The sequence below is a fragment of the Cupriavidus ulmosensis genome (genome assembly GCF_977008105.1).
The window spans coordinates 1,384,440-1,410,385 of sequence record NZ_CDRMWP010000001.1 but is presented as its reverse complement, the minus strand read 5'-3'; the positions used below and the strand labels follow the sequence as shown (position 1 = coordinate 1,410,385).

Below are 25,946 nucleotides of genomic sequence, written 5' to 3'. Positions count from 1 at the left end.
ACCCCGGATAATTCGAATGATGGAGAAAGCGGAAGAGGAGAAGACGGCGGCAGGCACCGGGCATGCCCGCGCTGCGCCCATGCGTGCGGCGGCGTCACCGGAATCGGTGGCGTGGCACGGCAAGGAAGGGGCGAAGACGGCAGCGGGCATAGGCTGCAAAGTATGCCACAAGCGGCCGGCGGCGCAAATGCCGCCGGCGCGCGGCAAGCCTACACCGCCAGCAGGCCCTGGCGCTCGATGAACGCGATCACCTGCTCCAGCCCCTGCCCCGACTTCACGCTGCCCATCACGAACGGGCGCGCGCCGCGCATCTTGCGCGCGTCGCTCTCCATCACGTCGAGGTTGGCCCCGACGTAGGGCGCGAGGTCGGTCTTGTTGATCACCAGCAGGTCTGACTTGGTGATGCCGGGCCCGCCCTTGCGCGGGATCTTCTCGCCGCCGGCCACGTCGATCACGTAGATGGTCAGGTCCGACAATTCCGGGCTGAAGGTGGCCGCGAGATTGTCGCCGCCCGATTCGATGAAGACGATGTCGGCGTCGGGAAACTTCGCCAGCATGCGGTCGACCGCCTCGAGGTTGATCGAGGCGTCCTCGCGGATCGCGGTGTGCGGGCAGCCGCCGGTCTCCACGCCCATGATGCGCTCGGCCGGCAGCGCGCCCGAGATGGTCAGCAGGCGCTGGTCTTCCTTGGTGTAGATGTCGTTGGTGATGGCCACCAGGTCATAGCGCTCGCGCATGGCCTTGCACAGCATCTCCAGCAAGGTGGTCTTGCCGGAACCGACGGGGCCGCCCACGCCGACGCGCAGCGGGGGATTCTTCTTGGTACGGGCCTGGGTCATGATCGGGAATCGTATCTCGGTGAAGATGGGCCGCTCAGGAACGGAACAGCCGGGAATACTGGGTTTCGTGGCGGGCCGACAGCAGGCCCAGCATCGGCGAGAAGGTCGACAGCTCGGGCGGCCCGGCATCGGCGCGGCGCGCCGCCTCGCCGACCGTCTCCGCCACCGCCGCGTGCAGCCGCCGCAGGATGTGCTGGCCGGCCACCTGCCCGAGCGGCACCGCCTTGAGCGCCGCGGCCACCTGGTTCTCGGCCCAGCTGAAGCAATAGGCCGCCAGCCCGTCGCGCTCGTCCACGCCGAGCGCCGCGCACGCCGCGGCGAAGGCCGTGGGCAGGCACACCGGCGACAGTGCCGCGAGCTGCGCGCGCAGCGCATTGTCGCCCCACTCCATCTGCGCGACCAGCCGCGCCAGCGACCAGCCCATCTGCCCGGTCTCCAGCCGCAGCTCCGCGCTCTCGCGCGTGGCGAGGAACCAGTCGTTCCACTGCGCCACGCCGCCGGCATCGCCCGCGCGCCAGGCGCGGAACAGCAGCAGCCACACCGGCGCCTCGCACTGCGCCTGCACGTCGAGCAGGTTGCTGCGCACCCACTGCTCGGCGCTGTCGGCGTCGCGCACCAGGCCGCAGTCGATGGCCGCCTCCAGGCCCTGCGAATAGCTGAAACCGCCGATCGGCAGCGCGGGCGAGGCCAAGTGCAGGAGGGAGAGCAGTTGGGAGAGCTGGGTCATGGGTGAATCGCCGGCGCGCTACATGCCGGGCGACCGCTCAATGCTTGTGCCCGCAATGCTCGTCATGCACGTGATGATCATGATCGTGCGAGTGGCCATGCGAATGACCATGATCGTGATCGTGATCGTGATCGTGATCGTGCCCATGATGCTCATGGAACACCGCCTGCGCCGCCGCGTAGTCCTCGGCGAAGGTGGCGTCGTGGCCGTGCTTGTGGCCGCCGCCGTAGGCGCCCGCTTCCGGCTCGAACGGCAGTTCGGCGCGCTCGGCGCGCACGCCCAGGCGCGCGAGCATGTCGGCCAGCACGGGGTCGTATTCGAGGCGCAGGTAGTCGCGCCCGACTTCCACCGGCGTGTGGCGGTTGCCGAGGTGGTAGGCGGCGCGCATCAGTGCCTGCGGGTCGGCCGCGCCGACCTGCAGCACCGACTCCGCCGCGGCCTGCACCTCGACGAACACGCCGCCTTCCGTGACCAGCAGGTCGCCGCCGCGCAGCACGGTGCCGCGCGGCAGGAACAGGGCGACTTCCTCGCCGTTGTCGAGCGTGGCGCGCAGGCGGCTCTTGCTGCGTTCGGCGAAGGGCAGCACCAGCTTGGGCGCGCGGCGCACCAGCACGGCGGCGATGCCGTGCGGGGCGCTCAGGTGTTTGTCGATCTTCTGCAAGGCGGGCTCGAAACGGAAATTCAGAACAGGAAATAGCGCTGCGCCATCGGCAGCACGGTGGCCGGCTCGCACATCAGCAACTGGCCGTCGGCGACAACCTGGTAGGTCTCGGGATCGACCGTGACGTGCGGCTGCCAGTCATTGTGCACCATGTCGCGCTTGCCCACAGTGCGCGTGCCGCGCACGGCCGAGAGCGTTTTCTCCAGCCCGTAGCGCGCGCCCACGCCGGCGGCCAGCGCGGCCTGCGAGACGAAGGTCAGCGACGACTTGTGCAGCGCGCGCCCGGCCGCGGCGAACATCGGGCGGTAGTGCACCGGCTGCGGCGTGGGGATCGACGCGTTGGGGTCGCCCATCGCCGCCGCGGCGATCATGCCGCCCTTGAGGATCAGGCTCGGCTTGACGCCGAAGAAGGCCGGCTTCCACAGCACCAGGTCGGCCCACTTGCCGACCTCTACCGAGCCCACTTCGTGGGCGATGCCGTGCGTGAGCGCGGGGTTGATGGTGTACTTGGCGATGTAGCGCTTGACGCGGAAGTTGTCGTGCCCGCCGCGCGCGTCGTTGGGGTCGCCGGGCAGCTTGCCGCGCTGCGCGGCCATCTTGTGCGCGGTCTGCCAGGTGCGGATGATGACCTCGCCCACGCGCCCCATCGCCTGTGAGTCGCTGGAGATCATCGAGAACGCGCCCAGGTCGTGCAGGATGTCCTCGGCGGCGATGGTCTCGCGGCGGATGCGGCTCTCGGCGAACGCGATGTCCTCGGCGATGGACGGGTCGAGGTGGTGGCACACCATCAGCATGTCGAGGTGCTCGTCGAGCGTGTTGACCGTGTAGGGCCGCGTCGGGTTGGTCGACGACGGCAGCACGTTGGCCTCGCCGCACACCTTGATGATGTCGGGCGCGTGGCCGCCGCCGGCGCCTTCGGTGTGGTACGTATGGATGGTGCGGCCCTTGAACGCCGCCACCGTGGCCTCGACGAAGCCGGCCTCGTTGAGCGTGTCGGTGTGGATCGCGACCTGGGTGTCGGTGGCATCGGCCACGCCCAGGCAGGTGTCGATGGCCGCCGGCGTGGTGCCCCAGTCCTCGTGCAGCTTGAGGCCGATGGCGCCGGCCTCGACCTGCTCGGTGAGCGGCCCCGGCTGGCTGGCGTTGCCCTTGCCGAGCAGGCCGATGTTCATCGGGTACGCCTCCACCGCCTGCAGCATGCGCTCCATGAACCACGGCCCCGGCGTCACCGTGGTGGCGAAGGTGCCGGTGGCCGGCCCGGTGCCGCCGCCGATCATGGTGGTGACGCCGCTCATCAGCGCCTCTTCGATCTGCTGCGGGCAGATGAAGTGGATGTGGCTGTCGATGCCGCCGGCGGTGACGATCATGCCCTCGCCCGCGATCACCTCGGTGCCGGGCCCGACCACGATGGTCACGCCGGGCTGGATGTCCGGGTTGCCGGCCTTGCCGATGGATGCGATGCGCCCGTCCTTGAGGCCGATGTCGGCCTTGACGATGCCCCAGTGGTCGACGATCAGCGCGTTGGTGATGACGGTGTCGACGCAATCCTTCGCCATGCGCTGGCTCTGGCCCATGCCGTCGCGGATCACCTTGCCGCCGCCGAACTTCACTTCCTCGCCGTAGATGGTGAAGTCCTTCTCGACTTCGATCACCAGCCCGGTGTCGGCCAGCCGCAGGCGGTCGCCGGTGGTGGGGCCGAACATCTCGGCATAGGCCTGCCTGGAGATTTTCACGCTCATCACAGCGCTCCCATGATCTTGGCGTTGAAGCCGTAGACGATGCGCGCACCGGCCAGCGCCACCAGCTCGACCGTGCGGCTCTGGCCCGGCTCGAAGCGCACCGCGGTGCCGGCGGCGATGTTCAGGCGGAAGCCGCGCGCGGCCTCGCGGTCGAAGTCGAGCGCGGCATTGGTCTCGTAGAAATGGAAGTGCGAGCCAACCTGCACCGGCCGGTCGCCGGTGTTGGCCACCGTCACGCTGACCGTCTGGCGGCCCGCGTTGAGTTCGATCTCGCCCTCGGCGGGCATCAGTTCACCGGGAATCATGTCGGGTTCCTTGTCGACGTTTCCAACGCGATGCGAAAGCGGCGCCGGGCCGCATCGAGCCACATCAGGCCACCATCAGGCCGACGCCGTACAGCGCCACGCCCGCGCCGGCCACGCGCGCCAGCCAGCCGGCGTGGCGGCGCAGCGCCTGGCCCAGGCCGATGCCGCTCAGGTGCAGCATCATGGTCGCCACGGTGAAGCCGCCCACGTAGGCGGCCGCGGCCGGCAGCGCGCCCGCCGCGGTGGGCAGCTCGGCGCCATGCGCGTAGCCGTGGAACACGGCGAAGCCGCCGACGATGGCCATGCCGGCCCACGCCGGCAGCCTGGCGCGCAGCGCCACCAGCAGGCCGATCACCAGCAGCGAGGCGGCGATCATCGGCTCCACCAGCGGCAGCCCCGCCCCCGCCAGCCCGAGCGCGGCGCCGGCCAGCATCAGCGCGACGAACACGAACGGCATGCGCAGCGCCTCGCGCGGCGAGCGCGCGCCCAGCGCGCTCCACACGCCCACGCCGGTCATCGCCAGCAGGTGGTCCATGCCGGTGAACGGATGCAGCAGGCCGGCCCACAGGCTGGCGCCGACGGTGGCGGCATCGTGGCCGGGATGGGCGATGGCGGCGGCGCTGGCCAGCGCCAGGGAGGCGCCGACGATGGCGCGCGCGCGGGTGGAACGGTTCATGTCTTGATGCCTCGTGTTTTCTTGTTGGACAGGATGCGACAGGATGCGGCGTGGCTCGCCTTAGACGATCGGGTGATGCACCGTGACCAGCTTGGTGCCGTCCGGGAAGGTGGCTTCGACCTGGATCTCGGGGATCAGCTCGGCCACGCCGTCCATCACGTCCTCGCGCGTCAGCACGGTGGTGCCTTCGTGCATCAGCTCGGCCACGGTGCGGCCGTCGCGCGCGCCTTCCATGATGGCGGCGGTGATGAGCGCCACCGCTTCCGGGTAGTTGAGCTTGAGCCCGCGCGCGCGGCGGCGCTCGGCCAGCAGCGCGGCGGTGAAGATCAGCAGCTTGTCTTTCTCTCGCGGAGTCAGTTCCATCTCGGCATTCCCGTTGTTTCGTTGTTGTCCGTGCCGGCGCCGCGCCGGGCCCTCATGTCGCCCACAGGCGCAGCGGCCGCGCCGGCACGCCGTGGATGGGCTCGCGCAGCGCGCTCCACGCCCGCACCATCAGCGCGCGCACGTCTTCCATGCGCGCGCCCAGCACGCGCAGCAGCAGCATGGCGTGGCCGTCCTGCTCGAGGCGCGTCACGCCGGCGCGCAGGTCGGCGCGGTACGGCAGCGTTTCCGCCAGCGCCTCGGCCAGCGCCGGCGTGGCGCCCTCGCCCACCGCCCACAGCGTGGCCATGACGTTGAGCCCGTCCAGCCCGGCCGGCGCGCGGCGCAGCGCCGAGCCGGCGTCGAGCCGCGCGCTTTCGAGCCACAGCGCGCGCCGGCTGCCCGCCAGCGCGATGCGCGTGTCCATGTGCAGCGTGCCGCGCGCCCAGGTCTCGCCGCTGGCCTGGCGCCCCAGCACCACGGCATCCCAGCCAATCGCGCTGGCGCCGGGCGCCAGCGTCAGCGTGGTGGACAGGCACGCATGCGCGTCGTCGAACACGATGTTCTCCTGCGGCAGCCAGTCCAGCCGCGCGCCCGCATCCAGTTCTAGCGTGACGCGCTGCGCCGCCGCGCGGCCGAGCGACTTGTACCATTTGGTCGCGCCCGGCGTGGCGATCACGGCATGCGCGCCGGCACCCGCCGCCAGCGCGATCTCCAGGCTGTCGCCGCCGGCGATGCCGGCGGGCGGATGCAGGATCACCGCGTGGCAGATGCCGCCTTCGGGATAGAGCGGCTTCTGCACCAGCAGCGGGCCGCGGTGGCGCCGCTCGACCAGCGCGGTGCGTTCGCCGCGCGCGGCGAACGCCAGGCGCAGGCTGGCCTCCCATGCGGGCGGCACGGCAACGGTCGAAGGAAAATCCGGATGACGCATGGGAACCTGGAAAGCGGGCGCCGGCGGCGCGGCGCGCGTGATGCGGGCATCATAGCGCGCGGCCCGGCCGGCTGGAAGTGGTATCGCGGCGGCGCAGCGCGCAGCTTGCCATCCGCCTCACACCGCGATCAGCTCCCGCACCCCGTCCTCTTCCATGCGCGCGCCCTCGCCCTTCGCCACCACCTCGCCGCGGCTCATCACCACGTAGTGGTCGGCCAGGTGGCGCGCGAATTCGTAGTACTGCTCCACCAGCAGCACGGTCATGCCGAACTCGTCCACCAGCAGCCGCAGCGCGCGGCCGATGTCCTGGATGATGGACGGCTGGATGCCTTCGGTGGGCTCGTCCAGGATCAGCAGTTCCGGCTCGCTCATCAGCGCGCGGCCGATCGCCAGTTGCTGCTGCTGCCCGCCGGAAAGGTCGCCGCCGCGGCGCGCGCGCATGCTGCGCAGCACCGGGAACAGCTGGTAGATGCGGTCGGGCACGCCGCTCGGGCGCTTGAGGCTGGCCGCGCCGATCAGCAGGTTCTCTTCCACGGTCAGGCGCGGGAAGATCTCGCGGCCCTGCGGCACGTAGGCCAGCCCGGCGGCCACGCGCTCGTAGGGCGGCTTCTTCTCCAGCGCGTGCCCGGCCCAGCTGATGCTGCCGCTCTTGGTCGGCACCACGCCCATCAGGCATTTGAGCAGCGTGCTCTTGCCCACGCCGTTGCGGCCCAGCAGCGTGGTCAGCTTGCCCTGCGGCACCTCGAAGCTGACGTTGCGCAGGATGTGGCTGCCGCCGTAGAACTGGTTCAGTGCGTTGACCTGCAGCATGGTTATCTTCCCAGGTAGGATTCGATCACGCGCTCGTCGCGCTTGACCGCGTCGAGCGTGCCTTCGGCCAGCAGGCTGCCCTCGGCCAGCACGGTCACGGTGCCGGCGTCCCCCGCCAGCGCGGCGACGAACTCCATGTCGTGCTCCACCACCATCATCGAGCAGGTGCCGCGCAGGCTGTTGAGCAGCGCGGCGAGCTGCATGGTTTCCTCGTCGGTCATGCCGGCCACCGGCTCGTCGAGCAGCAGCAGCTGCGGCTGCTGCATCAGCAGCATGCCGATCTCCAGGCGCTGCTTCTGCCCGTGCGAGAGCAGCCCCGCGGGGCGGTAGGCCTCGTCCTCGAGCCCGGTCAGCGCCAGCGTTTCCTCGATGCGGCGATGGCCTTCGGCGCCCAGCCGCGCGCGCAGCGACGACCACCAGCGCTTGTCGGCCTTCATGGCCAGCTCCAGGTTCTCCCACACCTCGTGCTGCTCGAACACGGTCGGCTTCTGGAACTTGCGGCCGATGCCGGTCTGCGCGATCTTCGGCTCGGTCATGCGCATCAGGTCGATGCTCTGGCCGAGGAACACGCGCCCGCTCACGTTGGCGTTGCGCGGCCCGGTCTTGCCGGTGATCACGTCCATCATGGTGGTCTTGCCGGCGCCGTTGGGGCCGATCACGCAGCGCAGCTCGCCGTGGTCGATCGACAGCGACAGGTTGTTGAGCGCGCGGAAGCCGTCGAACTGCACGGTGACGTCTTCCAGGTAGAGGATGGGCCCGTGCGAGACGTCGATGACGCCCGGCTCCAGCACGCGGCCGAGGCCGGTGGCGTCGCCGCTTTCCGCCTGTTGGTTTCCGAGTGCCGCGTTCATGCGTCGCCTCCGCTGCGGGTGGCGCCGGCCGGCGCCGCCTCGCTTGCATTCGATGGGGTGACGACGGGCGAGGCGCCCGCCGGGGCCGCGCCCTGCGCGGGCTGGCGCCGCGCCGGCTCGCCGCGCAGCCGCTTGAGCAGGCCGATCACGCCGTCCGGCAGGTACAGCGTGACCAGCACGAACATGGCGCCGAGCAGGAACAGCCAGTATTCGGCGAAGTACGCCGTGAACATGGTCTTGGCGCCGTTGACGAGGAAGGCGCCGATGACCGGGCCGATCAGCGTGCCGCGCCCGCCCACGGCCACCCACACCGCCATCTCGATGGAGTTGGCCGGCGACATCTCGCCCGGGTTGATGATGCCCACCTGCGGCACGTAGAGCGCGCCGGCGATGCCGCACAGCACCGCCGAGAAGGTCCACACGAACAGCTTGTAGCCGAGCGGGTTGTAGCCCGAGAACATCACGCGCATCTCGGCGTCGCGCACCGCCGTGACCACGCGGCCGAGCTTGGAGGTAACGATGTAGCGGCAGGCGATGAAGCCGGCCAGCAGCGCGGCGAAGGTCAGCACGAACAGCGCGGTGCGCGTGTGCGGCGCGGCCACCGCGAAGCCGGCGATGCGCTTGAAGTCGGTAAAGCCGTTGTTGCCGCCGAAGCCGGTCTCGTTGCGGAAGAACAGCAGCATGGCGGCGTAGGTCATGGCCTGCGTAATGATCGACAGGTACACGCCCTTGATGCGCGAGCGGAACGCGAAGAAGCCGAACAGCCACGCCAGCACGCCCGGCACCAGCACCACCAGCAGCAGCGAGTAGCCGAGGTGCCCGGTGCCGTGCCAGAACCACGGCAGCTCCTTCCAGTCGAGGAACACCATGAAGTCGGGCAGGTCGCTCTTGTACACGCCCTCGCGCCCGATCGAGCGCATCAGGTACATGCCCATCGCGTAGCCGCCGAGCGCGAAGAACAGGCCGTGGCCGAGGCTGAGGATGCCGCAGTAGCCCCACACCAGGTCCAGCGCGATGGCGGCCAGCGCGAAGCACATGATCTTGCCGACCAGCGTGAGCACGTAGGCCGACACGTGCAGCGGATGGCCTTCGGGCAGCAGCAGCGCGCACACCGGCACGCCCACCGCGGCGATCAGCGCCAGCACCACCAGCGCCGACCAGCCGCGCCGCGTGAACAGCGGCTGGCGCGCCGGCACGGCCAGCCGGAAACCCGTTGCGGATGGATTGCTTGTCGATGTCTGCATCATGCCTCCGCGCTGCGCCCCTTGAGCGCGAACAGTCCCTGCGGGCGCTTCTGGATGAAGAGCACGATCAGCACCAGGACGAAGATCTTGGCCAGCACCGCGCCGTAGAACGGCTCGATGAACTTGTTGACGAGGCCCAGGCCGAAGGCGCCGATGATGGTGCCGGCGAGCTGGCCCACGCCGCCCAGCACCACCACCATGAAGGAGTCGATGATGTAGGCTTGGCCGAGGTCGGGCCCGACATTGCCGATCTGCGACAGCGCGCAGCCGCCCAGCCCGGCGATGCCCGCGCCGAACGCGAACGCGTAGCTGTCCACCTTCCACGTGCGCACGCCCACGCAGGCCGCCATGGTGCGGTTCTGCGTGGTGGCGCGCACGAACAGGCCGAGCCGCGTGCGGTTGAGCACGCCCCACGCCACCGCCACCACGGCCAGCGCGAACACGATGATGACCATGCGGTTGTAGGGCAGCACCAGCCCCGGCAGCCATTCGATGCCGCCGCTCATCCACGACGGGTTGGCCACTTCCACGTTCTGCGCGCCGAACAGCGTGCGCACCGCCTGCATCAGCAGCAGGCTCACGCCGAAGGTGGCCAGCAGGGTTTCCAGCGGGCGCCCGTACAGATGGCGCAGCACCAGCCGCTCGAGCACGAAGCCGACGATGGCCGAGGCCAGGAACGAGGCCGGCAGCGCCGCCAGCAGATACCAGTCGAAGGCGCCGGCGAAGTGCGCGCGGAACACGCCCTGCACCATGTAGGTGGCGTAGGCGCCGATCATGAGGAATTCGCCGTGCGCCATGTTGATGACGCCGATCAGGCCGTAGGTGATGGCCAGCCCGAGTGCCGCCAGCAGCAGCACGCTGCCCAGGCTCAGCCCGGCGAACAGGTTGCCGATCAGCTCGGCGCGGCGCTGGTCGCCGCGCAGCGCGTCGAGCGCCTGCTGGGCGGCGCCGCGCAGCTCGGCGTCGGGCTCGCGGTAGTTGCCGGCGGCGTCCTTCTCCACCAGCGGCTGGAGCTTCTGCCGGCTTTGCGGGTTGCTGTCGCGCCCGAGGATGCGGACCGCCTCGAGGCGGTCGTCGCGGCTGCCTTCGGCCAGCACGATGTTGGCCCAGATCACGTCGAGCTTGGCGCGCAGGCCGGCGTCGGCCTCGGCCTTGCGCGCGGCTTCCACGGTCTCGCGCGAGGCGCTGCCGGGCTGGTCCAGCAGCGTGTCGACGGCCTGCGCGCGCACCGTGGCGTCGGGCGACTGCAGCAGCATGCTGCTGGCGGCGCTGTCCACCAGCGCGCGCAGGCTGTTGTTGAGCGTGAGCGATTCGAGCTCGTCGGCCTTCACGGCCACGGGCTTGCCGGTGATCGCGTCGAGGGTCTTGTCGCCGTCCTGGCGCACCATGCCGACCGACGGCGCGTATTGCAGCGCGTCGTCCTGCAGCGCCTTGAGGATGGGGCCGGCCTGTTCCGGCGGCGCCTTGGCCAGCGCGGTCAGCGCGGCGGTCTTGGCGTCGAAGTCGTCCTCGGCCAGCGGCTTGAGGTCGGCCTGCGTGAGCGGCGCGGCCCACAGCGGCGCCGCGGCCAGCAGCAGCGCGGCCAGCATGGCGCGCAGCCAGGGCAAGGCGGAAAGGGAAAAGGATCGGTGCATAGGGCTGGCGGAGTCCTGGTTGCGCGCTTCGGGTCGCGTCTCTTGTACTTGGGGGCGCAGCGATGCGGGCGGCTTCCGCCCGGCGGACAGGGCGGAAGAAAGGGCCGGCCTTCAGGCCGGCTGGCCTTCGGGCCTTCTGACGATGCCGCGCGCGGCGGCGGGGAGGCCGGCGTGGCGCGTTGCCGGCCCGCCCCCCGCCCCGCGCCGCGGCCCGGCGGGAGAGGCAGCGCGCCTCGCGCCGGCATCGCGCGGCGGCTTGCGCCGCCGGCTTACATCACCTTGTCCGGCTTGCCTTCGTTGCCGGAGATGAACGGGCTCCACGGCTGCGCGCGGATCGGCTTCGGCGTCTTCCACACCACCGTGAACTGGCCGTCGCCCTTGACTTCGCCGATCATCACCGGCTTGTACAGGTGGTGGTTGTCGCCCATCGTCAGCGTGAAGCCGTCCGGGGCCTTGAAGGTCTGGCCGTACATGGCCGCGCGCACCTTGTCCGGATCGGTGCTGCCGGCCTTCTTCACGGCCTGCGCCCACATGTGGATGCCGACGTAGGTGGCTTCCATCGGGTCGTTGGTCACGCGCTTGTCGCCGCCCGGCAGGTTGTTGGCCTTGACCCACGCCGCCCATTCCTTCTTGAAGGCGTCGTTGGTCGGGTTCTTGACCGACATGAAGTAGTTCCACGCGGCCAGGTGGCCGACCAGCGGCTTGGTGTCGATGCCGCGCAGTTCTTCCTCGCCCACGGAGAAGGCCACCACCGGCACGTCCTTGGCCTTCAGGCCGGCGTTGCCGAGCTCCTTGTAGAACGGCACGTTGGAGTCGCCGTTGATGGTGGAGATCACCGCGGTCTTGCCGCCCTGCGAGAACTTCTTGATGTTGGCGACGATGGTCTGGTAGTCGCTGTGGCCGAACGGCGTGTAGACCTCTTCGATGTCCTTGTCCGCCACGCCCTTGCTCTTGAGGAAGGCGCGCAGGATCTTGTTGGTGGTGCGCGGGTAGACGTAGTCGGTGCCCAGCAGGAAGAAGCGCTTGGCGCCGCCGCCTTCCTTGCTCATCAGGTACTCGACCGCGGGGATGGCCTGCTGGTTGGGCGCCGCGCCGGTGTAGAAGACGTTCTTGGACATCTCCTCGCCTTCATACTGCACCGGGTAGAACAGCAGCGCGTTGAGTTCCTCGTAGACCGGCAGCACCGACTTGCGCGACACCGAGGTCCAGCAGCCGAAGGTCACGGCGACCTTGTCGTTGGTGACGAGCTGGCGCGCCTTCTCGGCGAACAGCGGCCAGTTGGAGGCCGGATCGACCACCACCGGCTCGAGCTTGCGGCCGAGCACGCCGCCGCTCTTGTTGATCTCGTCGATGGTCATCAGCGCCACGTCCTTGAGCGACGTTTCGGAAATGGCCATGGTGCCGGACAACGAATGCAGGACACCGACCTTGATCGGATCCTTGGACTGCGCCATCGCCAGCGGGCTGACCCCGGCCGTTGCGAAAAGCGCCGCGGCGGCTACCGCCGACAGCTTCAGCATGTCACGTCGTTTCATTGCAGCTCCCAGATTGTCTCGTGTTTGATAAGGAACAACGCACCCCAAGTAACGTATCTGCAACTAGCGTGCCATGAGCGCCGGGCGCCGCGGGGCGAGCCGTGGCGTGCTTCCGGTGGCGGGGGAAAGCCCTGCGCACCACGACTGTGCGCGATGTATGCGCACCAACTCCGTGCACGGCGGCGGCCAGACTCAGATTGGGGCATGCGCGGCCGCGCGCGCCGGCCGGACTGCCGCGCCGTGGTGCGCGGCGGCCTTCCGCGGATGCGAATGGCGGTGGGGAACCAGGGGGGATGAACGGCGCAACCGGCGACGGAACTGGCGCGGCGGCTTCGTGGTGCGGGGAAGGGTCGATGCGAACCGCCGCGGCGTGGGCGGCGGCGCGCATCGGCGAGAAATACGCGCCGGGCGCGGCAGGCGCGCCCGGCCATGCGGTGCTGTGGGTGCTATGCGTCGGTGCCGCGAGCCGGTGCTACGAGTAGCGGCGCGTGATCGACTCCGCCACGCACACGGGCCGCTCGCTGCCTTCGCGCTCCACCGTGACTTCCCAGATCGACTGGGCGCCGACCAGCGCGGGCGCGTTGGGCAGCGGCTCGAGGCGCTCCACCGAGAGCAGCTTCACGCGCGCGCGCAGGCGGCTGCCGACCGGCACCGGCGCGGTGAAGCGCACGCGGTTCAGGCCGTAGTTCACGCCCATCTTCACGCCGGGCATGTCGAGCGCGTTGTGCAGGAACGCGGGCAGCAGCGACAGCGTGAGGAAGCCGTGCGCCACCGGGCCGCCGAACGGCGACTCGCGGCGCGCGCGCTCCACGTCGACGTGGATCCATTGATGATCGCCGGTGGCTTCGGCGAACTGGTTGACCTGGTGCTGGGTGACTTCGATCCAGTCGCTGACGGCCACTTCCTGGCCTTGCAGGCTTTCCAGTTCTTCGAGCGAAGCGATGGTACGCATGGTGTCTCCTTGTTGTTGTCGCGGGGGTGGCGGGGTGGCGAAGATGGCGAAAGCGGCGCGAACCGGCGCCGCCAGATGATGCCTTGATGCAGGCGGGCTGGCAACGGCCTCAGGCCGGGCGGCGGCCGTACATGCCCATGCCCTTGACCGTGCAGACCAGCTCGCCGCGCTGGTTGGTGGCTTCCCACTGGGTGTGGATCACGCCGCGGTCCGGCTTGGAGGTGGACGCGCGCGCGTCGAGCACCACCAGCGACACGCTCAGCGTGTCGCCGGCGTAGACCGGCTTGAGCCAGCGGATCTCGTCCACGCCGGGCGAGCCCATGCTGGCCGACTTGGAAGTCATGTTGTCCACCAGCAGCCGCATCATGATCGAGCAGGTCATCCAGCCGCTCGAGATCAGGCCCTTGTAGATGCTGTTCTGCGCCGCGTCCTTGTCGACGTGGAAGGGCTGCGGATCGTACTGGCGCGCGAAGGCGAGGATCTCTTCCTCGGTCACGAGGTGCGAGCCGAGGTCGCGCTTGCTGCCGACGGTGAAGTCTTCGAAATACAGGGAAGGCATGGATGCTCCTTTTCCTTCTGTGGCGTGTGGCGTGTGGCGCGGCGGTGGCCGCGGCATGAAAAAAACCGCGCCCGGACTGCGGCGCGGTTTCTGTCATGTTCCCGGATCAGGCGGTTTCCAGGAACCCGGGCTGCGCCGCGAAGCGGCCCAGGTGATGGTCGACGTCGCCGAAGGTGGTGTTGATCAGCGTCAGCCGCTTGAACATGTGCGCGGCCGGCAGTTCGTCGGTCACGCCCATGCCGCCGTGGATCTGCACCGCCTCCTGGCCGACCGAACGGGCCGCCTGGCCGACGCGCGCCTTGGCGGCCGAGGCCAGGCGCCGGCGCTCGGCCGGGCTGGCCTCGTCGAACCTGGCCGCGGCCAGCAGCGTGATCGAGCGCGACTGCTCGGCGTGGATGAACATCTCCACCATGCGGTGCTGCAGCGCCTGGAAACGCGCGATGGGCTGGCCGAACTGCTGGCGCGTCTTGGCGTATTCCAGCGTGGCGGCGTTGAGCGCGTCGATCACGCCGACCGCTTCCGCGCACAGCAGCACGGCGGCGTAGTCGGCGACCTGCTCGATCACGTCCCACGCGGCGCCGGCGGTGCCCAGCAGTTCGCCCGGCGCATCCGTGAAGGTGATGTCGGCGGCGCGCAGGTTGTCGATGGTGCGGTAGTCGGTGACGCTGACGCCGGCGGCCCGCGGGTCGACCAGGAACAGCGAGATGCCGCCGGTGTCAGCATCGGCGCCGGCGGTGCGCGCCGAGACGATGAGCTTGCCGGCCTGCGCGCCGTGGAGGACCACGGACTTGCGGCCGTTGAGCTTGCCGTCCTTGGCGGTGACGCGCACGTCGTTGAGCGCGTAGCGCGCGTGCGGCTCGTTGAAGGCCACCGCCAGCTTGAGCGCGCCGCCAGCGACCTGCTCCAGCAGCGCGTCCTGGCCGCCGGCCAGCCTGAGCGCGCAGGCGCCGACCACGGTGGCGAGGTACGGCTCCACCACCAGGCCGCGGCCCAGTTCCTGCTGCACCACCATCATGTCGACGGCGGTGCCCGAGAAGCCGCCCTGCGCCTCCGACACCGGCAGCGCAGTCAGGCCAAGCTCGACCAGCGCGCCCCAGGCCGCGTCGCCGTGGCCGCTGGCGGACTTGATGTTCTTCCTGCGGGTCTCGAAGTCGTAGCTCTTGTCGATGAAGCGGTGGATGGCATCGGCCAGCTGCTTCTGTTCGTCGCTGAGATTGAAGTTCATGTCGCGTGTCTCCTCACAGTCCCAGGATCATCTGGCTGATGATGTTCTTCTGAATTTCGTTGGACCCGCCGTAGATGGAGGTCTTGCGATAGTTGAAGTAGTAGGCGGCCAGCGGCGCGGCATCGTCGTAGCCGGTGACGGCGTGGTCGTGCTCGCATTCCAGGTAGGCGGTGTCGAACGGCTGCGCGTAGGGGCCGACGGCCTCCACCATCAGCTCGGTCAGCATCTGCTGGATCTCGGTGCCCTTGATCTTGAGCATCGAGGCCTCGGGGCCGGGGCCCTTGCCGGCGCTCTCGCTCGACACCACGCGCAGCACGGTCAGCTCCAGCGCCATCAGCTCGATCTCCAGCGCGGCGACCTTGGCGCCGAACAGCGGGTCTTCGAGCAGCGGGCGGCCGTTCTTCTGCTGCTGCTTCGCCACGCGCTTGAGGAAGCCCAGTTCACGCTTGGAGTTGCCCACGCGGGCGATGCCGGTGCGCTCGTGGCCGAGCAGGTACTTGGCGTAGGTCCAGCCGCGGTTCTCCTCGCCGACGCGGTTTTCCACCGGCACCTGCACGTTGTCGAAGAACACCTCATTCACTTCGTGCTCTTCGTCGAGCATGATGATCGGGCGCACGGTGATGCCCGGCGTCTTCATGTCGATCAGCAGGAACGAGATGCCCTCCTGCTTCTTGGCTTCGGGATCGGTGCGCACCAGGCAGAAGATCATGTCGGCGTGCTGGCCGAGCGTGGTCCAGGTCTTCTGGCCGTTGACGATGTAGTGCTTGCCGTCGGCGGTCAGCTCGGCGCGGGTCTTGAGCGAGGCCAAGTCGGAGCCCGAGCCCGGCTCGGAGTAGCCCTGGCACCACCAGTCGGTGCAGTCCAGGATGCGCGGCAGGTAGTACTGCTTCTGCGCTTCGCTGCCGTACTTCATGATCACGGGCGCGACCATCGCCACGCCGAAGGGCAGCACGCCGGGCGCGCCGACGCGGGCATTTTCCTCGTCCCAGATATGGCGCTGGGTGGCATTCCAGCCGGTGCCGCCATATTCCACGGGCCAGTGCGGCGCGGACCAGCCGCGGCCGGCCAGCAGCTTGTGCCAGCGCACCAGGTCGTCGCGGCTGGGGCGGCGATGGTTGAGAATCTTGCTGCTGATGTCGGCCGGCAGATTGGCCTCCAGCCAGGCGCGCACTTCCGCGCGGAAGGCATCGTCGGCCGCCGAGTAGTTGAGATCCATGCCCGTCTCCAGTGATGCCGGTTTGGGACCGGCAATTGTTCTTGCTAGCGCGTCATGCGCCGGCAAGACACTGCCGCGGGCACAGGACGCTGTTCAGTGAGCCGTCTGCTTGAGCGCAGCCGGCACCACGAGCTGGAAGGTATCGATGCCCTCTTCGGCAAGCGCCTGCACTTCGTCGGGGGACGCCGTGCCGCGGATGCCGCGTTCCGGCGCCTCGTCGTAATGCATGCGCCTCGCCTCCTCGGCAAAGCGCTCGCCCACGTCCTCCGTCTGCGCCAGCACCTGCTTCACCGCCTTCATGTAGAGCGATTGCAGCGTCACCGGAGCCGCGCCCGGGGCTTGCGCCCCGGCGGCCGCCCTGCCCGCCGGCGCGGCGGCCGCGCCGGACAGGTTCAGGCGCGGCGCGCTGGGCAGCCGGGTGATGGCATGGTCGGCGCAGATCGGGCATTGGACGAGTTTCTGCGAAATCTGCGCCTGCGCATCGTCCTCCGAAGCAAACCAGCCCTCGAAACGATGGTCTTGCGCGCAGCGCAGGTCGAGCACCTTCATGATGTTTCCAGCCCGTCGAAAGCTATAGTATCCGCGAAACGGAATTTTGTGAACGGTCGTGCTAATTTTTTTGCGGCCTTGCCCGGCCGGCCTCCCGCGCGTGTTCCGCACGGTGGAAAAGGTGGAAAAGCCGGGGCATGGCCGCGCACGCACGGCTAAGGAATGGGATTCTACGCGCATGCCCGGATGCGGCCAGGGAAAGCGCCGGCGCGCCTCAGCGCGGGCCGGGCAGCGCCTGTTCGCCGGGCTGCCAGGCTCCGGAGATCACTTTCTCGAGCCAGAACGCGCCGATGATGGTCTTGACGTCGGTGATGCGGCCGGTGCGCACCCAGTCCAGCACCTGCCCCGCGGGCACGATGAAGGTTTCCAGGAATTCGCCGTCGTCGAGCTCGGCCTCGCCCGCGGCCAGGTCGCGCGCGAGGAAGATGTCGATGAACTCGGTGGAGTAGGAAATGACCGGGTGGATGCGCGTGAGGTAGTCCCAGCGCCGCGCGCTGTAGCCGGTTTCCTCGCGCAGCTCGCGCTCGCCGCAGCGCAGCGCGCCTTCCTCGGGGTCGAGCTTGCCGGCCGGGAATTCGAGCATCACCTCGCCGACCGGATAGCGGAACTGCCGCTCCATCAGCACGGTGCCGTCGTCGAACAGCGGGATCATCATCACCGCGCCGGGATGCAGCACGTACTCGCGCCCGGCATGCTTGCCGTCGGGCAGCCTGACGATGTCCTGCCTGAGCGTGAGGAATTTGCCCTGGTGCAGCGTGGCGGAGGCCACGCAGGTTTCCCTGAGGGCGAGATCGTCGCCGGCGGCGGGATCGCCGTGGCCGGCATCGGCCGCGGCCGTGTCCATCGTGTCGCTCATGAAAGCTCCGGGTCCGGGCACGGCCGGCCGGGCGCCTTCACTGCCCGGGCCTCAGGCCGCGCGATGTTTGACGAGGTATTGCCAGGTGAAGCCGGGGAAGGCGAACACCAGCATCATGCAGGCGGTGATGGCGTAGAACTGCCAACCCTGCGGGAAGGCGTTGCCGAGGCCCGCCTCCACCGCGAAGCCGGCCAGGCCGGCGCACACGTACCAGGTGATCAACTCGGCCAGCCGGACCCACAGCGGCTTCCTGGCGAAGCGCAGCGGGATCACGGCGAACAGCCGCTGGTTGACGAACGGCAGGTTGGCACACACAAGTGCCAGCAAGATGACAAACCAGCCTGCCGCGGACGAGCTCATCTGCCTGCGCCGCCTTGCGTCACGACGCCAGCGTGGCGCGGATGGCCTGGTAGCACAGGTTCATCAGCGCCGACGGGAACAGGCCCAGGCCGATGATGAGCGCGCCGTTCAGGCTCAGCATCGAGCGCAGGCCGAACGACGATTCCAGCTTGTGCTCGTCGGCCGGTGCGTCGAAGTACATCAGCTTGACCACGCGCAGGTAGTAGAACGCGCCGATCAGCGAGAACAGCACCGCCACCACGGCCAGCCAGGTCATGCCGCTCTTGACCACCGCCTCGAGCACGGCCAGCTTGGCGTAGAAGCCCACGGTCGGCGGGATGCCTGCCAGCGAGAACATCATCACCAGCATCAGCAGCGCGAACCACGGGTTCTTGCGCGACAGGCCCTTGAGGTCGTCCAGGGTCTCAGCCTCGAAGTCCTTGCCGGCGCGCAGCAGCACGATGCCGAAGGTGCCCAGCGTGGTCAGCACGTAGGTCGCGGCGTAGAACATCGACGCGCCGTAGGCGCCGGCGGCGCCCTCGGCGCTGCCGCCGGCCACGCCGGACAGCATGCCCAGCAGCAGGAAGCCCATGTGCGAGATGGTGGAGTACGCCAGCATCCGCTTGAGGTTGGTCTGCACGATGGCGGTCAGGTTGCCGATCGCCAGCGAGGCCACGGCCAGCACGACCAGCATCAGCTGCCAGTCCACCGCCAGCGGCAGCAGGCCTTCGACCAGCAGGCGCAGCGCCATCGCGAACGCGGCCAGCTTCGGCGCGCCGGCGATCAGCAGCGTCACCGCGGTCGGCGAGCCCTGGTAGATGTCCGGGATCCACATGTGGAACGGCGCCGCGCCCATCTTGAAGGCGATGCCGGACACGATGAAGACCACGCCGAAGGCCAGCATGGTGGTGTTGACGCGGCCCGACTCGACCACGCGGAACACTTCGCCGAGGTTCAGCGAGCCGGTGGCGCCGTACAGCATCGACATGCCGTACAGCAGGAAGCCCGAGGCCAGCGCGCCGAGCACGAAGTACTTGATGGCCGATTCGGAGGTCACGCGGTTGTCGCGGCGCAGGGCCACCAGCGCGTAGGACGCCAGCGACAGCAGTTCCAGGCCCAGGTACAGGGTCAGGAAGTTGTTGCCGGTGATCATGACGATCTGGCCGCCGAGCGTGAACAGCGCGAGCATGTAGAACTCGCCGTTGTACATGTCGCGCTGGGCCAGGTAGCCGCGCGTGTAGACCAGCGTGATGAACAGCGCGGCCGAGCAGAACGCCGACAGCACGTTGGCCATCGGGTCCACCACCACCAGGTTGGAGAACGCGTAGTGGGTGTCGCCGGCGGCGGCGTTGAGGCCGAACCAGAAGGTCAGCACCAGCGTGATCAGCAGCGACAGCGGATAGGCCAGGCTGGTGCGCTTGCGCCCGCGCGCCAGGTCGATCCAGTTGACCGCGGCAATCGAGATCGCCAGGAAGATGATTGGCGCCACAGGTGCCAGTGTCGAGGACGGTTGCATGTTTGTTTCTCTTCCCGATTACAGCTTCGACTGCGCCACGTGCGACAGCAGGTTCACCACGGAAGCGTGCATGACGTCGGTGAAGGGTTTCGGATACAGGCCCATGTACAGGGTCATGATCGCCAGCAGGCCGAGCATGAAGAACTCGCGCTTGTTCAGGTCGATCAGCTCGGCCACGTGCTTGTTCACCACGTCGCCGAAGATCACGCGCTTGACCATCCACAGCGAATAGGCGGCGCCCAGGATCAGCGCGGTGGCCGCCAGCAGGCCGATCCAGAAATTGAACTTGACCGCGCCCAGGATGACCATGAACTCGCCGACGAAACCCGAGGTGGCCGGCAGGCCGCAGTTGGCCATCGCGAAGAACACCGACAGCGCGGCGAACTTCGGCATGGTGTTCACCACGCCGCCGTAGTCGGCGATCTGGCGCGAGTGCATGCGGTCATACAGCACGCCGATGCACAGGAACATGGCGCCCGAGACGAAGCCGTGCGAGATCATCTGCACGATGCCGCCTTCCAGGCCGATCTCGTTGAAGATGAAGAAGCCGAGCGTGACGAAACCCATGTGGGCGATCGACGAATACGCCACCAGCTTCTTCATGTCGGCCTGTACCAGCGCCACCAGGCCGATGTAGATCACCGCGATCAGCGAGATGGCGATGATGAACCCCGCCAGGCTGTGGCTCGCGTCGGGCGCGATCGGCAGCGAGAACCGCAGGAAGCCGTAGGCGCCCAGCTTCAGCATGATGGCGGCCAGCACCACCGAGCCGCCGGTCGGCGCCTCCACGTGGGCGTCGGGCAGCCAGGTGTGCACCGGCCACATCGGCACCTTGACCGCGAAGGCCAGGAAGAAGGCAATGAACAGGCCGATCTGCTCGTTCATCGACAGCCTGGCCTGGTGCCATTCGAGGATGTCGAAGGTGCCGGTCTTGCTGTACAGGTACAGCAGCGCGACCAGCGTCAGCAGCGAGCCGAGCAGCGTGTAGAGGAAGAACTTGAAGGCCGCGTACACGCGGTTCGGACCGCCCCACACGCCGATGATGATGTACATCGGGATCAGGGTGGCTTCGAAGAACACGTAGAACAGCATGCCGTTGAGCGCGCTGAACACGCCGACCATCAGGCCGGACAGGATCAGGAACGCGGCCATGTACTCGGCCACGCGCTCGGTGATCACTTCCCAGGCCGAGATCACCACGATCACCGTGATGAAGGCCGTCAGCACCACGAACCACATCGAGATGCCGTCGACGCCGAGGTGGTAGTTGATGCTGAAGCGCTCGATCCAGGCCGACTTCTCGACGAACTGCATGGCAGCCGTGGAGCGGTCGAAGTGGAAGACCAGGGGCAGCGTGGCGACGAAGCTGACGACCGAGCCGAACAGCGCCATCCAGCGCACGTAGCAGCGACTGCGGTCAGACCCGGAGGCAAGAACTAGCAAGCCAAAGAAGATAGGCAGCCAGATAGCGAAAGACAGAACCATTTTCTTGTTTTCCTTACTTGGCGCCCACCGTGGCGAACGAGGTGCCGAACACCGTCAGCGACAGCAGCACCAGCATGCCCAGGATCATGGCGAATGCGTAGTGGTAGATGTAGCCGGACTGCAGGTAGCGGCTGACCGATGCGAACCATCCCACCACGCGGGCCGCGCCGTTGACCACCAGGCCGTCGATCAGGCCCTGATCGCCGCCCTTCCACAGGCCGGTGCCCAGCAGGCGCGCGCCGCGCGCGAACACGGCCTCGTTGATGGCGTCCATGTAGTACTTGTTGTCGAGCAGCGTGTACAGGCCCGAGCAGCGTTGCTTGATCGCGGCGGGGATGTCCGGGCGCTTCATGTAGAAGAACCACGACAGCACCACGCCCGCGATGGCCAGCCACAGCACCGGCGTGGTCAGCGAGTGCAGGCCCATCGCCACCCAGCCGTGGAAGGCTTCGGCCAGCTCTTCCATCGCATGATGGTTCTCGCCGACGTAGATCACGTTCTTGAAGGCCACGCCGTTCTTGAAGAAGTCGCCGAACAGCATCGGGCCGATGGCGAACGCGCCGACCACCACCGAGGGGATGGCCAGCATGACCAGCGGCAGCGTCACCACCCACGGCGACTCGTGCGGCTTCTGGCCCGGGGCCAGGCCGTGATGGTGCTCGTCGTGGCCGGCTTCCTCTTCCTCGTGGTCATCGTGGCCGTGCGCGTGGGCGTGGTGCGCGTCGTGCGCCTTGCCGAAGCGCTCTTCGCCGTGGAACACCAGGAAGTACATGCGGAACGAGTAGAACGCCGTGACGAACACGCCGGCCAGCACCGCGAAGTAGGCGAAGCCCGAACCGGCGATGTGCGATTCCGCCACCGCCTCGATGATCGAGTCCTTGGAGTAGAAGCCCGCGAAGAACGGCGTGCCGATCAGCGCCAGCGAACCGACCAGCGAGGTGATCCAGGTGATCGGCATGTACTTGCGCAGGCCGCCCATGTTGCGGATGTCCTGGTCATGGTGCATGCCGATGATGACCGAGCCGGCCGCGAGGAACAGCAGCGCCTTGAAGAAGGCGTGGGTCATCAGGTGGAACACCGCCACCGAGTAGGCCGAAGCGCCCAGCGCCACGGTCATGTAGCCGAGCTGCGACAGCGTGGAGTACGCCACCACGCGCTTGATGTCGTTCTGGATGATGCCCAGGAAGCCCATGAACAGCGCGGTGATCGCGCCGATCACCAGCACGAAGGACAGCGCGGTGTCGGACAGCTCGAACAGCGGCGACATGCGCGCGACCATGAAGATGCCGGCCGTCACCATCGTGGCGGCGTGGATCAGCGCGGAGATCGGGGTCGGGCCTTCCATCGAGTCCGGCAGCCACACGTGCAGCGGGAACTGGGCCGACTTGCCCATCGCGCCGATGAACAGGCAGATGCAGGCCACCGTGATCATCATCCAGTCGGTGCCCGGGAACAGGATCGTGGCGAGCTGGTCGCGCGCGGCGAACACGTCGGTGTAGTTCATGCTGCCGCTGTAGGCCAGCAGCAGGCCGATGCCGAGGATGAAGCCGAAGTCGCCGACGCGGTTGACCAGGAAAGCCTTCAGGTTGGCGAAGATCGCCGTCGGCCGGGTGTACCAGAAGCCGATCAGCAGGTACGACACCAGGCCCACCGCTTCCCAGCCGAAGAACAGCTGCAGGAAGTTGTTGCTCATGACCAGCATGAGCATCGAGAAGGTGAACAGCGAGATGTAGGCGAAGAAGCGGTTGTAGCCGGGGTCTTCCGCCATGTAGCCGACGGTGTAGATGTGCACCATCAGCGAGACGAAGGTCACCACCACCATCATCATCGCGGTGAGCGAGTCGACCAGGAAGCCGACTTCCATCTTGAGGCTGCCGATCGTCATCCACTCGTACACCGTGGCGTTGAAGCTCGCGCCGTTCAGCACATCCAGCAGCACGATGATCGACAGCAGGCAGGAGATCGCCACGCCGAGGATGGTCACGGTGTGGGCCAGCGTGCGGCCGGCGCGCGTCTCCGAGGAGAACGTGCTGAAGAACTTGGTGCCGAACAGGCCGGCGATGGCTGCACCGGCTAGCGGTGCGAGCGGGATCGCCAGTAGCAGGTTGGGGTCGAGCGTGGTTGCCATAGGACGCTTAGTGGTGTGCGGTCGGATTACAGTCTTGATTCATGGCGTGGCGATGCGGATCAGCCCTTGAGGGTGTCCATGTCGTCCACGTTGATCGTGTCCAGGTTGCGGAACAGCACGACCAGGATTGCCAGACCGATTGCCGACTCGGCCGCGGCCACCGTGAGGATGAAGAAAACGAAAACCTGACCGGCCAGGTCGCCGAGGTAATGCGAGAAGGCGACGAAGTTCATGTTGACCGCGAGCAGCATCAACTCGATCGCCATCAGCAGCACGATCACGTTCTTGCGGTTCAGGAAGATACCAACGATGCTGATGGCGAAGAGGATCGCACCGAGCACGAGGAAATGGGCGAGAGATAGCACAGCGTGTCTCCGGGCTTCAGTTCTTGTTGGCGGCAGCGGCGGCGTCCTGCGCCTTGGCTTCCGCGGGCATCGAGACCAGGCGCACGCGATCCTCGCGGCGGGTGCGCAGCTGCTCGCCCACGTCCTGCGCCTTGTTGTCCTTGCGGCGGCGCAGCGTCAGCGCGACGGCGGCGATGATCGCCACCAGCAGGATGATGCCGGCCACTTCGAAGGCGTAGATGTAATCGGTGTAGATCAGCTTGCCGAGCGCGCCGGTGTTCGAGTAGTCCGGGCCCTGCGCCACGTTGTTCAGCGGCGTGGTGGTGCCGATGAAGTTGCGCACCAGCACGGTGGCCATCTCGGCGATGATCAGCGCGCCGACCACCGAGGCCAGCGGCACGTAGGTCCAGAAGTCCCGTCGCAGGTGCTCGATGTCGATGTCGATCATCATCACCACGAACAGGAACAGCACCATCACGGCGCCCACGTACACCAGCACCAGCAGGATGGCGAGGAATTCGGCCTTCAGCAGCATCCAGATCGCGGCGGCCGTGAAGAACGACAGCACGAGGAACAGTGCGGAGTGCACGGGGTTCTTCGCGGTGATGACTTTCAGTGCGGAGAGCACCAGCACCAGCGCAAAGACGTAGAAGATGGTGGTCGTCAGTTCCATGGTTCCTGTCGGATCCTCTTTGAGCCTTCCGGCACAAGCCGCCTCCGGCGGCCTGCCCTTGCGGCATCCTTTTCGTCGGCCCCAGCGGGGCCGGATTCACTTGTTCGTTGGCGGCGCCGGCCAGATTCGGCCGGCACGCCCTGTAATGCTCCGCCTTGGGCGATGCTCAGCGGTACTTGGCGTCCGCGGCCTTGGCCGCGGCGATCTGCGGTTCGTAGCGGTCGCCCACGGCCAGCAGCAGATCCTTGGTGAAATACAGGTCGCCGCGCTTCTCGCCGTGATACTCGAGGATGTGCGTCTCGACGATGGCGTCGACCGGGCAGGCCTCTTCGCAGAAGCCGCAGAAGATGCACTTGGTCAGGTCGATGTCGTAGCGCGTGGTGCGGCGGGTGCCGTCGGCGCGCGCGTCGGACTCGATGGTGATGGCCATCGCCGGGCAGACCGCCTCGCACAGCTTGCAGGCGATGCACCGCTCTTCGCCGTTGGGGTAGCGGCGCAGCGCGTGCAGGCCGCGGAAACGCGGCGAGATCGGCGTCTTCTCTTCGGGAAACTGGACCGTGACCTTGCGGGCGAAGAGATAGCGCCCGGTCAGAGCCATGCCCTTGAAGAGTTCCTTCAGGAGCAGGCTGTTGAAGAAGTCCTTGATGGCGAGCAGCATGACGATTGCTTCCTAATGATTCCGCAGGGCGCCGCCGGGGGCGGCGGCGCACCTGCCCTGGCCGTTCAATGCCAGATATTCCAAGGCGACCGGATCCAGATCGCGACGATGATCAGCCAGCCCACCGTAAGCGGGATGAAGACCTTCCAGCCCAGGCGCATGATCTGGTCGTAGCGGTAGCGCGGGAACGACGCGCGCAGCCAGATGAAGACCGACAGCAGCAGGAAGACCTTGAACAGCAGCCAGAAGAAGCCCGGGATCGCATTGGTGATGAAGCTCGAGAACGGCGGCGCCCAGCCTCCCAGGAACATCAGCGCGGTCATCGTCGAGATGATGATCATGTTGATGTACTCGGCCAGGAAGAACAGCGCGAAGGCCATGCCCGAATATTCGATCATGTGGCCGGCCACGATTTCCGATTCGCCTTCCACCACGTCGAACGGGTGGCGGTTGGTCTCGGCCACGCCGGAGATGAAGTAGACGCCGAACATCGGCAGCAGCGGCAGCCAGTTCCAGGACAGGATGTTGATGCCCAGGCCGGCGAAGTAGCCGGTGTTCTGCGTGTTGACGATGGCCGACAGGTTCAGGCTGCCCGACACCATCAGCACCGTCACCAGGGCGAAGCCCATCGCGATTTCGTACGACACCATCTGCGCCGCGGCGCGCATGGCGCCGATGAAGGCGTACTTGGAGTTCGAGGCCCAGCCGGCCAGGATCACGCCGTACACGCCGACCGAGCTGATCGCCATCACGTACAGCAGGCCGGCGTTGACGTTGGCCATCACCGCCTCGGCCTGGAACGGGATCACCGCCCAGACCGCCACGGCGGGCATCAGCACCATCAGCGGGGCAACCAGGTACATGCCCCGGCTGACCTGCGTCGGCATCATGACTTCCTTGAGCAGCAGCTTGAGCACGTCGGCGATCGGCTGCAGCAGGCCGAGCGGGCCGACCCGGTTCGGGCCGATACGCACGTGCATCCAGCCGATCAGCTTGCGCTCCCACAGGATCAGGTAGGCCACGCACAGCAGCAGCGGCACCACGATGAGCACGGCGCGAATCAGGATCCACAGCGGCGTCCAGGCGCCGCCGAAGAGATTCTGCCCTTGCGAGGTAATCCAGTCGATCATGTTT

General features: G+C 67.8%; 27 protein-coding genes. All 27 read right to left on the bottom strand.

What is annotated here, in order from left to right; translation table 11 throughout:
• Positions 1 to 209: 209 nt before the first annotated feature.
• The 27 genes from ureG to nuoH all read right to left on the bottom strand — a co-directional run bounded on the left by ureG (position 210) and on the right by nuoH (position 25,942).
• Positions 210 to 839: an urease accessory protein UreG gene (gene ureG, locus ACWTPI_RS06480; RefSeq protein ID WP_020203664.1), complete on the bottom strand. Its 630-nt coding sequence runs from the start codon at positions 837 to 839 to the stop codon at positions 210 to 212.
• Positions 840 to 873: 34 nt separating this feature from the next.
• Entirely contained in the window at positions 874 to 1,566 is a 693-nt protein-coding gene (locus ACWTPI_RS06475) for an urease accessory protein UreF (RefSeq protein ID WP_454731219.1), read from the bottom strand.
• A gap of 37 nt (positions 1,567 to 1,603) precedes the next feature.
• Complete coding sequence (gene ureE / locus ACWTPI_RS06470) at positions 1,604 to 2,227, bottom strand: urease accessory protein UreE (protein WP_454731218.1); 624 nt, start codon at positions 2,225 to 2,227, stop codon at positions 1,604 to 1,606.
• A gap of 20 nt (positions 2,228 to 2,247) precedes the next feature.
• Positions 2,248 to 3,966, bottom strand: coding sequence for an urease subunit alpha (ureC, locus tag ACWTPI_RS06465; RefSeq protein ID WP_020203660.1), 1,719 nt, complete (start codon positions 3,964 to 3,966; stop codon positions 2,248 to 2,250).
• Complete coding sequence (locus ACWTPI_RS06460; protein ID WP_020203659.1) at positions 3,966 to 4,271, bottom strand: urease subunit beta; 306 nt, start codon at positions 4,269 to 4,271, stop codon at positions 3,966 to 3,968. The genes ureC and ACWTPI_RS06460 overlap by 1 nt, the downstream gene beginning before the upstream one ends.
• 64 nt (positions 4,272 to 4,335) lie before the next feature.
• Entirely contained in the window at positions 4,336 to 4,947 is a 612-nt protein-coding gene (locus ACWTPI_RS06455; RefSeq protein ID WP_059412982.1) for a HupE/UreJ family protein, read from the bottom strand.
• Between the two features lie 60 nt (positions 4,948 to 5,007).
• Complete coding sequence (locus ACWTPI_RS06450) at positions 5,008 to 5,310, bottom strand: urease subunit gamma (RefSeq protein ID WP_020203657.1); 303 nt, start codon at positions 5,308 to 5,310, stop codon at positions 5,008 to 5,010.
• Positions 5,311 to 5,362: 52 nt separating this feature from the next.
• The gene (locus ACWTPI_RS06445; RefSeq protein WP_454731217.1) at positions 5,363 to 6,238 is read right to left on the bottom strand and encodes an urease accessory protein UreD; all 876 of its coding nucleotides are present in this window, start codon (positions 6,236 to 6,238) and stop codon (positions 5,363 to 5,365) included.
• Positions 6,239 to 6,355: 117 nt separating this feature from the next.
• Positions 6,356 to 7,048, bottom strand: coding sequence for an urea ABC transporter ATP-binding subunit UrtE (urtE, locus tag ACWTPI_RS06440; protein WP_059412984.1), 693 nt, complete (start codon positions 7,046 to 7,048; stop codon positions 6,356 to 6,358).
• 2 nt (positions 7,049 to 7,050) lie between these two features.
• Positions 7,051 to 7,899: an urea ABC transporter ATP-binding protein UrtD gene (urtD, locus tag ACWTPI_RS06435; protein WP_059412985.1), complete on the bottom strand. Its 849-nt coding sequence runs from the start codon at positions 7,897 to 7,899 to the stop codon at positions 7,051 to 7,053.
• A complete protein-coding gene (gene urtC, locus ACWTPI_RS06430; protein ID WP_454732453.1) occupies positions 7,896 to 9,143 on the bottom strand; it encodes an urea ABC transporter permease subunit UrtC in 1,248 nt (415 codons plus the stop codon). The genes urtD and urtC overlap by 4 nt, the downstream gene beginning before the upstream one ends.
• Complete coding sequence (gene urtB / locus ACWTPI_RS06425; RefSeq protein WP_052165896.1) at positions 9,143 to 10,777, bottom strand: urea ABC transporter permease subunit UrtB; 1,635 nt, start codon at positions 10,775 to 10,777, stop codon at positions 9,143 to 9,145. The genes urtC and urtB overlap by 1 nt, the downstream gene beginning before the upstream one ends.
• A 269-nt stretch (positions 10,778 to 11,046) precedes the next feature.
• Complete coding sequence (urtA, locus tag ACWTPI_RS06420) at positions 11,047 to 12,312, bottom strand: urea ABC transporter substrate-binding protein (protein ID WP_029043746.1); 1,266 nt, start codon at positions 12,310 to 12,312, stop codon at positions 11,047 to 11,049.
• Between the two features lie 472 nt (positions 12,313 to 12,784).
• On the bottom strand, positions 12,785 to 13,264 hold the full coding sequence (locus ACWTPI_RS06415) for a MaoC family dehydratase (protein WP_020203650.1): 480 nt from the start codon (positions 13,262 to 13,264) through the stop codon (positions 12,785 to 12,787).
• A 109-nt stretch (positions 13,265 to 13,373) separates the two neighbouring features.
• A complete protein-coding gene (locus tag ACWTPI_RS06410; protein ID WP_020203649.1) occupies positions 13,374 to 13,823 on the bottom strand; it encodes a MaoC family dehydratase in 450 nt (149 codons plus the stop codon).
• A 106-nt stretch (positions 13,824 to 13,929) separates the two neighbouring features.
• Positions 13,930 to 15,048 carry an acyl-CoA dehydrogenase family protein gene (locus tag ACWTPI_RS06405; RefSeq protein WP_454731216.1) on the bottom strand — a complete coding sequence of 373 codons (1,119 nt, stop codon included), beginning with the start codon at positions 15,046 to 15,048 and terminating at the stop codon, positions 13,930 to 13,932.
• Between the two features lie 13 nt (positions 15,049 to 15,061).
• Positions 15,062 to 16,264 (bottom strand): acyl-CoA dehydrogenase family protein, encoded by a 1,203-nt coding sequence (locus ACWTPI_RS06400; RefSeq protein ID WP_454731215.1) that lies wholly within the window; start codon positions 16,262 to 16,264, stop codon positions 15,062 to 15,064.
• Between the two features lie 93 nt (positions 16,265 to 16,357).
• The gene (locus ACWTPI_RS06395) at positions 16,358 to 16,813 is read right to left on the bottom strand and encodes a DUF1178 family protein (RefSeq protein ID WP_020203646.1); all 456 of its coding nucleotides are present in this window, start codon (positions 16,811 to 16,813) and stop codon (positions 16,358 to 16,360) included.
• 214 nt (positions 16,814 to 17,027) lie between these two features.
• Positions 17,028 to 17,657: an NUDIX domain-containing protein gene (locus ACWTPI_RS06390; protein ID WP_454732452.1), complete on the bottom strand. Its 630-nt coding sequence runs from the start codon at positions 17,655 to 17,657 to the stop codon at positions 17,028 to 17,030.
• Between the two features lie 63 nt (positions 17,658 to 17,720).
• Entirely contained in the window at positions 17,721 to 18,029 is a 309-nt protein-coding gene (locus ACWTPI_RS06385; RefSeq protein WP_020203644.1) for a DUF2818 family protein, read from the bottom strand.
• A gap of 19 nt (positions 18,030 to 18,048) precedes the next feature.
• Positions 18,049 to 19,524: an NADH-quinone oxidoreductase subunit NuoN gene (gene nuoN / locus ACWTPI_RS06380; protein WP_029043745.1), complete on the bottom strand. Its 1,476-nt coding sequence runs from the start codon at positions 19,522 to 19,524 to the stop codon at positions 18,049 to 18,051.
• A gap of 18 nt (positions 19,525 to 19,542) precedes the next feature.
• A complete protein-coding gene (locus ACWTPI_RS06375) occupies positions 19,543 to 21,009 on the bottom strand; it encodes an NADH-quinone oxidoreductase subunit M (protein ID WP_029043744.1) in 1,467 nt (488 codons plus the stop codon).
• A 13-nt stretch (positions 21,010 to 21,022) separates the two neighbouring features.
• Positions 21,023 to 23,137 (bottom strand): NADH-quinone oxidoreductase subunit L, encoded by a 2,115-nt coding sequence (gene nuoL / locus ACWTPI_RS06370; RefSeq protein ID WP_020203641.1) that lies wholly within the window; start codon positions 23,135 to 23,137, stop codon positions 21,023 to 21,025.
• Between the two features lie 59 nt (positions 23,138 to 23,196).
• Positions 23,197 to 23,502: an NADH-quinone oxidoreductase subunit NuoK gene (gene nuoK, locus ACWTPI_RS06365; RefSeq protein WP_006156828.1), complete on the bottom strand. Its 306-nt coding sequence runs from the start codon at positions 23,500 to 23,502 to the stop codon at positions 23,197 to 23,199.
• Positions 23,503 to 23,518: 16 nt separating this feature from the next.
• Positions 23,519 to 24,154, bottom strand: a complete 636-nt coding sequence (locus ACWTPI_RS06360; RefSeq protein ID WP_059412988.1) for an NADH-quinone oxidoreductase subunit J — start codon at positions 24,152 to 24,154, stop codon at positions 23,519 to 23,521.
• Positions 24,155 to 24,320: 166 nt separating this feature from the next.
• Positions 24,321 to 24,812, bottom strand: a complete 492-nt coding sequence (gene nuoI / locus ACWTPI_RS06355; protein WP_020203638.1) for an NADH-quinone oxidoreductase subunit NuoI — start codon at positions 24,810 to 24,812, stop codon at positions 24,321 to 24,323.
• Between the two features lie 65 nt (positions 24,813 to 24,877).
• Complete coding sequence (nuoH, locus tag ACWTPI_RS06350; protein WP_020203637.1) at positions 24,878 to 25,942, bottom strand: NADH-quinone oxidoreductase subunit NuoH; 1,065 nt, start codon at positions 25,940 to 25,942, stop codon at positions 24,878 to 24,880.
• Between the last annotated feature and the right edge of the window lie 4 nt (positions 25,943 to 25,946).

Bases quoted from the DNA above. Each gene is read 5' to 3' on its own strand.
- ureG (WP_020203664.1), bottom strand. From the start codon at position 839: ATGACCCAGGCCCGTACCAAGAAGAATCCCCCGCTGCGCGTCGGCGTG.
- ACWTPI_RS06475 (WP_454731219.1), bottom strand. From the start codon at position 1,566: ATGACCCAGCTCTCCCAACTGCTCTCCCTCCTGCACTTGGCCTCGCCC.
- ureC (WP_020203660.1), bottom strand. From the start codon at position 3,966: ATGAGCGTGAAAATCTCCAGGCAGGCCTATGCCGAGATGTTCGGCCCC.
- ACWTPI_RS06460 (WP_020203659.1), bottom strand. From the start codon at position 4,271: ATGATTCCCGGTGAACTGATGCCCGCCGAGGGCGAGATCGAACTCAAC.
- ACWTPI_RS06455 (WP_059412982.1), bottom strand. From the start codon at position 4,947: ATGAACCGTTCCACCCGCGCGCGCGCCATCGTCGGCGCCTCCCTGGCG.
- ACWTPI_RS06450 (WP_020203657.1), bottom strand. From the start codon at position 5,310: ATGGAACTGACTCCGCGAGAGAAAGACAAGCTGCTGATCTTCACCGCC.
- ACWTPI_RS06445 (WP_454731217.1), bottom strand. From the start codon at position 6,238: ATGCGTCATCCGGATTTTCCTTCGACCGTTGCCGTGCCGCCCGCATGG.
- urtE (WP_059412984.1), bottom strand. From the start codon at position 7,048: ATGCTGCAGGTCAACGCACTGAACCAGTTCTACGGCGGCAGCCACATC.
- urtD (WP_059412985.1), bottom strand. From the start codon at position 7,899: ATGAACGCGGCACTCGGAAACCAACAGGCGGAAAGCGGCGACGCCACC.
- urtC (WP_454732453.1), bottom strand. From the start codon at position 9,143: ATGCAGACATCGACAAGCAATCCATCCGCAACGGGTTTCCGGCTGGCC.
- urtB (WP_052165896.1), bottom strand. From the start codon at position 10,777: ATGCACCGATCCTTTTCCCTTTCCGCCTTGCCCTGGCTGCGCGCCATG.
- urtA (WP_029043746.1), bottom strand. From the start codon at position 12,312: ATGAAACGACGTGACATGCTGAAGCTGTCGGCGGTAGCCGCCGCGGCG.
- ACWTPI_RS06415 (WP_020203650.1), bottom strand. From the start codon at position 13,264: ATGCGTACCATCGCTTCGCTCGAAGAACTGGAAAGCCTGCAAGGCCAG.
- ACWTPI_RS06410 (WP_020203649.1), bottom strand. From the start codon at position 13,823: ATGCCTTCCCTGTATTTCGAAGACTTCACCGTCGGCAGCAAGCGCGAC.
- ACWTPI_RS06405 (WP_454731216.1), bottom strand. From the start codon at position 15,048: ATGAACTTCAATCTCAGCGACGAACAGAAGCAGCTGGCCGATGCCATC.
- ACWTPI_RS06400 (WP_454731215.1), bottom strand. From the start codon at position 16,264: ATGGATCTCAACTACTCGGCGGCCGACGATGCCTTCCGCGCGGAAGTG.
- ACWTPI_RS06395 (WP_020203646.1), bottom strand. From the start codon at position 16,813: ATGAAGGTGCTCGACCTGCGCTGCGCGCAAGACCATCGTTTCGAGGGC.
- ACWTPI_RS06390 (WP_454732452.1), bottom strand. From the start codon at position 17,657: ATGGACACGGCCGCGGCCGATGCCGGCCACGGCGATCCCGCCGCCGGC.
- ACWTPI_RS06385 (WP_020203644.1), bottom strand. From the start codon at position 18,029: ATGAGCTCGTCCGCGGCAGGCTGGTTTGTCATCTTGCTGGCACTTGTG.
- nuoN (WP_029043745.1), bottom strand. From the start codon at position 19,524: ATGCAACCGTCCTCGACACTGGCACCTGTGGCGCCAATCATCTTCCTG.
- ACWTPI_RS06375 (WP_029043744.1), bottom strand. From the start codon at position 21,009: ATGGTTCTGTCTTTCGCTATCTGGCTGCCTATCTTCTTTGGCTTGCTA.
- nuoL (WP_020203641.1), bottom strand. From the start codon at position 23,137: ATGGCAACCACGCTCGACCCCAACCTGCTACTGGCGATCCCGCTCGCA.
- ACWTPI_RS06360 (WP_059412988.1), bottom strand. From the start codon at position 24,154: ATGGAACTGACGACCACCATCTTCTACGTCTTTGCGCTGGTGCTGGTG.
- nuoI (WP_020203638.1), bottom strand. From the start codon at position 24,812: ATGCTGCTCGCCATCAAGGACTTCTTCAACAGCCTGCTCCTGAAGGAA.
- nuoH (WP_020203637.1), bottom strand. From the start codon at position 25,942: ATGATCGACTGGATTACCTCGCAAGGGCAGAATCTCTTCGGCGGCGCC.